Source organism: Stenotrophomonas sp. GD03777 (genome assembly GCF_029842485.1).
Taxonomy (GTDB): domain Bacteria; phylum Pseudomonadota; class Gammaproteobacteria; order Xanthomonadales; family Xanthomonadaceae; genus Stenotrophomonas; species Stenotrophomonas sepilia.
In genome coordinates this window covers 1-5,313 of the sequence record NZ_JAOCGL010000166.1, presented here as the reverse complement: position 1 = coordinate 5,313, position 5,313 = coordinate 1, and the positions used below count along the sequence as shown (strand labels likewise).

The following is a 5,313-nucleotide window of genomic DNA, read 5'->3' as shown; positions in this document are numbered from 1 at the left end:
TGTCGAAGGCGGGGTGGGTCCGGTTGCGGGGGCGTGAGCGCCATGGATGGCGCGACCGAGGCTACATGGACGTATTTACGCCGTCCCCCTCAACCGGACCCACCCCGCCTTCCTACAGGAAACCAGCTTCTGCCGTTGCTTCGGCTCTGGCCTCTGCAGGTGCAGGGCTGCAAGCCCTGCAAACCCAATCCCCACTTAGTACAGCGTGCGCTCCGGCGCACCGGCCGGCGGCGGGGTGTACTGGTACAGCCAGGTCTCGGTGAGGGTCTTGCCACCACTGCGCAGGAACAGGCGGATGTCGATCTGCTCGGTACTGCCTTCCGGCGGCACCAGGTCGAACATCGCGCGATAGCCGTTGATCTCGCGCAGCGGGCGCGCCGACACGATCTCGACCCGGCCACGGCTGGCTTCCACCACCGCTTCGACCTCGGCCTTGTCGATCAGCCTGGCCAGTTCGCCACCTTCGAAGTCCACCGCGAAGCGCCAGCTGAAGTACTCACGCTTCTTGCCGACCACACCGCCCAGGCCGGTGCGGCTGGCCACGCAGTGCGCCAGCGGCGGGCGCGCCGGCGGTTCGGCGCCCCAGTACAAGCGGTAGCCGACCAGCAGCTCCTGGCCCGGCTGCGGCTTTTCCTTCGGGTTCCAGAACGCCACGATGTTGTCGAACGTCTCGTCCACGGTGGGAATCTCCACCAGCTGCACCGAGCCCTCGCCCCATTCGCCCTTCGGCTCCACCCACAGGCACGGGCGCTTCTCGTAGAACACGCCGTCGTCCTGGTAATGGTCGAAGTTGCGGTCGCGTTGCAGCAGGCCGAAGCCGCGCGGGTTGCGGTCCACGAACATGTTGAAGCGCAGGTTGCGCGGGTTCAGCAGCGGGCGCCAGATCCATTCGCCGGCGCCGGTCCACAGCGACAGGCCATCGGTATCGTGGATCTCCGGGCGCCAGTCCCAGCCCATGCGGCGGTCGTTCTCGCCCACCTGGTACATGCTGGTGCACGGGGCGATGCCCAACCGCTCGATCGCCTTGCGCGGGTACAGCGCGCTGTCGATGTCCATCAGCAGCACGTCACCGTTGGTGATCGCGAAGCGATAGGCACCGGCCACGCTGGGCGAATCCAGCAGGCCATAGACCACGATCGTCTCCGAATCAGCCGACGGCTGTTCCAGGTAGTAGGCGATGAAATCCGGGAATTCCTCCGGCTTGCCCATGCCGGTGTCGATCGCCAGGCCACGCGCGGACTGGCCGTACTGGCCTTCCTTGCCGACCGCGCGGAAGTAGCTGGCGCCCAGGAAGGCGGCGAAGTCGCGGTCGGTGTCCTTGCGGGTGTTCAGGCGGAACCCGGCGAAGCCCAGATCGGCCGGCAGCTCGCCATCCTTGATGCCGCTCTTGCCGTAGTTGAACGCCGCGCCGTCATACGCCAGTTCCTGCGCCTTGCCGTCGACCACGTCGAACATGCGCACCGGCGAATGGAAGTACAGGCCCAGGTGGAAGAACTTGGCCTGGAACTTGCCGGGCTGGTCGGCCCACAGCGCATGGTCCTGGCGGTAGCCAATCGACTGGTACTGGTCCCAGTCCAAGCCTTCCAGGCGGCCCGGCAGCACCCGCTTGTGGCTCTTGTAGGGTGCCTGTGCCAGCGCGCGCGCCTGGCCCTTCAGGGTGGCGAAGTCGAACGGCTGCGGTTGGCCGAGGCGGCGCAGGCCCATCTGGCCGCGCCGGCTGGCCGCGCACGCGGGCAGGGACGGAAGGCCGAATGCAGCCAGGGCGAGGGAGGCATTGCGGATGAAGTCGCGTCGTTGCATGCAGGCGCGTCAGGCACAGGGAGGAAGGTCGGCCATCATAGGCAGACAAACGTTAACGGGCAGCGGAGACGCGCCCTGCCCGTTCAGCTGCCGCTGGCCGCCGGCTCAGCGCTGGCAGTGGCTGCACCAGACACTCGCGCGCTGGCCGATGGTGGCGTGCTTCAGCGCGCGCCCGCAGTTCGGGCACGGCAGCCCGTCGCGGCCGTACACCAGCAGCTCCTGCTCGAAGTAGCCCGGCGCACCGTCGGGGCTGATGAAATCGCGCAGGGTGGTGCCGCCGCGGGTGATGGCGTAGCCCAGGATCTCCTTCACCGCGTCGGCCAGCCGCTGGTAGCGTTCTCGCGAGATCTTTCCTGCCTCGCGCAACGGGCTGATGCCGGCCTTGAACAGGCTCTCGGCGGCGTAGATGTTGCCCACGCCCACCACCACCGCCTGGTCCATCAGGAAGGTCTTCACCGGCGCGCTGCGGCCCCGGCTGCGGGCGAACAGGTAGTCGCCGTCGAACGCGTCGTCCAGTGGCTCCGGGCCCAGCCCCTGCAGCAGCGGGTGGATCTCCCCAGCCGGCTGCCAGAGCAGGCTGCCGAAGCGGCGCGGGTCGTTGAAGCGCAGCAGGCGGCCGTTGTCCAGGCTGATGTCGACGTGGTCATGCGCCCGCAGCGGGGTATCACCGGGCAGCACGCGCAGGCTGCCGGACATGCCCAGGTGCAGCACGGCGCTGCCGATGGCGGTATCCAGCAGCAGGTACTTGGCGCGCCGGCGGATGTCCTCGATGCGCTGCCCCGGCAGCAGCTCGGCCACTTCCGGTGGAATCGGCCAGCGCAGGTCGGCGCGGCGCAGGATCACGCCATGCACGCGCCGGCCCTGCAGGTGCGGCGCCAGGCCGCGGCGGGTGGTTTCGACTTCGGGCAGTTCAGGCATGGGGCGATTCTACGCCCGCTCAACGCGGCGGCGCGGACAGCTCGCGGGCATCCAGGAAGCCATCACCGTTGGCATCCTGCTTGTGGAAGCGCTGCACGATCACCTGCCGCTGCTGCTCGCGGCGGATTGCCCTGCCCTTGCCGCCGGGCAGCTCGTCGGCGCTCAGCACGCCATCACCGTTGCGGTCCATGCGATCGAAGGCATACAGCATCCACTGTACGTACTCGGCCTCGCTGACCCTGCCGTCGCCATCGCTGTCCATCCGCTGCAGATAGCTGGCGGTGTCGGTGACCTGGGCCAGCGCCGCACCCGGCAGCAGCGCCGCCAGCAGAAGCCCGTACCCTGCCCTCACGCGCCCACCAGGCTGTAGCCCTTCAACCGTGCGGCGTAGGCCTGCAACGCCGCGATACCGCTTTCCTCGGCCTCCCGGCACCACGCCTGCAGCTGATGCAGGCGCTCGGCGGCGTCGTGGCCACGGGCTTCCAGCAGCGCAGCCAATCGCCCGCGGTACTCGACCAGGGTGCGGATGCGCGGCCGCTGCGCCACCCATGCGCTGAGCTGGGCGCGGCTGTCCGGCTTCAGCCAGCGGCCATCGTTGACCAGGCCACGGCGCAACCGGCGTGGCAGCAGGCGGCGCAGCTTGGCCCCGGCCTGCGCGGCCTCCTCGCGCAGGGCCGGCACGAACACGTTGCGCTGGTAATCGGTCATCGCCTGGAAGCGGTGCGACAGCAGCGCCTTCAGCGTTTCGGCATCGGGCACGGCGATGTTCGGGCGCACGTCCATGGCCGGCGCCACCCGCAGCACCCTGGCCAGGCGCAGCGCCTGCAGCAGGCGGATCGCACTCCAGCCGATATCGAACTCCCAGCGCCGCATCGCGAAGCGCGCCGAACTGGGGAAGGCATGGTGGTTGTTGTGCAGCTCCTCGCCACCGATCCAGAACCCCCACGGCGTGAGATTGGTGGAGGTATCGGCCGACTCGTAGTTGCGGTACCCCCACCAGTGGCCCAGGCCATTGACTACGCCCGCCGCCCAGAACGGGATCCACGCCATCTGGATCGCCCACAGCGCCACGCCGGGCAGGCCGAACAGCACACTGTTGATCGCCAGCAGCACTACCGGCCCCAGCGTGGCGTGCGGGGTATACAGGTGGCGCTCGATCGCGTCGTCCGGCGTGCCGCGCCCGTACTGCTCGATGTCCGCGCGCATGCCGCGCGCTTCGCGGTACAGCTCCACGCCATGCCAGAACACCTTGCCGATGCCGCGGGTGACCGGGCTGTGCGGATCGTCCTCGGTCTCCACCTTGGCGTGGTGCTTGCGATGGATGGCCACCCACTCGCGGGTGATCATCGACGTGGTCAGCCACAGCCAGAAGCGGAACACGTGCGCCAGCGCCGGATGGAAATCGACCCCGCGATGGGCCTGGCTGCGGTGCAGGTACAGGGTTACCGAGAAGATGGTGATCTGGGTGAAGACCAGCAACACCGCCAGCATGGCCCACCCTCCCAGGCCGAGCACACCACCGGTCAACAGGGACATCAGGGCATCAGACATGGCAGCTCTCCGGATCGACGCGGGGATGGCAGACATGATGGGCGCTTGCGTTGCAAACTGCATCCCTGCGGCGATGTATCGCATCGCCATCCGTGGCACCGTTCACAGTTGGGGACCTGAGTTGTCGAGCCTTGATCCACGCGCCAGCACCATGACTGCCGCCCCGCCCGTTGCGGAGCTGCCCCCCTTGATCGAACTGGACCGCGCCACCGTGGTGCGCGGCCAGGTGAAGGTGCTGCACGGGCTCAGCCTGCGCATCGCGCAGGGCCAGCACACCGCCCTGCTCGGCCCCAACGGCTGCGGCAAGTCGACCTTCATCAAGCTGATCACCCGCGAGCTGTACCCGCTGGCGCAGGTCGACGGCTCCGTGGCGGTAAGGGTGCTGGGGCAGAACCGCTGGCAGGTGGACCGGCTGCGATCGCAGCTCGGCATCGTCACCGGCGATCTCAGCAGCAATCTGGCCGACATGCCGGGCCTGACCGTGGAACAGGCAGTGCTGTCCGGCTTCTTCGCCAGCTACGTGGTGCCGGCCTTCCGCGAAGTGACCGCCGATATGCGCGCACGTGTGGGCGAGACACTGGCGATGACCGGCGCCCTGTCCCTGCGCGACCGCGCCTACGCCGAGTTGTCCGCTGGCGAGACCCGCCGCGTGCTGATCGCCCGCGCGCTGGTCAACCGGCCGCAGGCACTGCTGCTGGACGAACCCTCCACCGGGCTGGACCTGGTCGCCCGCGAGCAGCTGGTGGCGACCATGCGGGTGCTGGCGCAGCAGGGCATCACCCTGGTGCTGGTGACCCACCACATCGAAGAGATCATTCCCGAGATCGAGCGCGTGGTACTGCTGCGCGATGGCCGCGTGCTGGCCGACGGCACCCGCGCCGAGCTGCTGCGCAACGAACCGCTGTCTGCGGTGTTCGGCGGCGCGATCACCGTCTGCGAGCAGGAAGGCCGGCTGACCGCATACGCGGGGTGATCGGCATGCCGTTGTAGAGCCGAGCCGATGCTCGGCTGCTCCTGATCACGGCAAACGGCCGCCGAGCATGG

The 5,313-nt window shown here is 68.7% G+C and carries 5 protein-coding genes; 1 reads left to right on the top strand and 4 read right to left on the bottom strand.

Annotated features, from left to right (window positions below; genetic code table 11):
• Positions 1-195 precede the first annotated feature (195 nt).
• The 4 genes from N5E02_RS19935 to N5E02_RS19920 all read right to left on the bottom strand — a co-directional run bounded on the left by N5E02_RS19935 (position 196) and on the right by N5E02_RS19920 (position 4,269).
• Positions 196-1,800, bottom strand: coding sequence for a glucan biosynthesis protein D (locus N5E02_RS19935; RefSeq protein ID WP_065179774.1), 1,605 nt, complete (start codon positions 1,798-1,800; stop codon positions 196-198).
• A 105-nt stretch (positions 1,801-1,905) separates the two neighbouring features.
• A complete protein-coding gene (gene mutM, locus N5E02_RS19930; protein ID WP_005421105.1) occupies positions 1,906-2,718 on the bottom strand; it encodes a bifunctional DNA-formamidopyrimidine glycosylase/DNA-(apurinic or apyrimidinic site) lyase in 813 nt (270 codons plus the stop codon).
• A gap of 19 nt (positions 2,719-2,737) precedes the next feature.
• On the bottom strand, positions 2,738-3,070 hold the full coding sequence (locus tag N5E02_RS19925) for a hypothetical protein (protein WP_005421108.1): 333 nt from the start codon (positions 3,068-3,070) through the stop codon (positions 2,738-2,740).
• Complete coding sequence (locus tag N5E02_RS19920) at positions 3,067-4,269, bottom strand: fatty acid desaturase (RefSeq protein WP_279946660.1); 1,203 nt, start codon at positions 4,267-4,269, stop codon at positions 3,067-3,069. Before N5E02_RS19920 ends, N5E02_RS19925 begins: the two co-directional genes overlap by 4 nt.
• Positions 4,270-4,420: 151 nt before the next feature.
• Between N5E02_RS19920 and N5E02_RS19915 the strand changes: the two genes are divergently transcribed.
• Positions 4,421-5,242, top strand: a complete 822-nt coding sequence (locus tag N5E02_RS19915) for an ATP-binding cassette domain-containing protein (RefSeq protein WP_053496707.1) — start codon at positions 4,421-4,423, stop codon at positions 5,240-5,242.
• Positions 5,243-5,313: the final 71 nt, after the last annotated feature.

Bases quoted from the DNA above. Each gene is read 5' to 3' on its own strand.
- N5E02_RS19915 (WP_053496707.1), top strand. From the start codon at position 4,421: ATGACTGCCGCCCCGCCCGTTGCGGAGCTGCCCCCCTTGATCGAACTG.
- N5E02_RS19935 (WP_065179774.1), bottom strand. From the start codon at position 1,800: ATGCAACGACGCGACTTCATCCGCAATGCCTCCCTCGCCCTGGCTGCA.
- mutM (WP_005421105.1), bottom strand. From the start codon at position 2,718: ATGCCTGAACTGCCCGAAGTCGAAACCACCCGCCGCGGCCTGGCGCCG.
- N5E02_RS19920 (WP_279946660.1), bottom strand. From the start codon at position 4,269: ATGTCTGATGCCCTGATGTCCCTGTTGACCGGTGGTGTGCTCGGCCTG.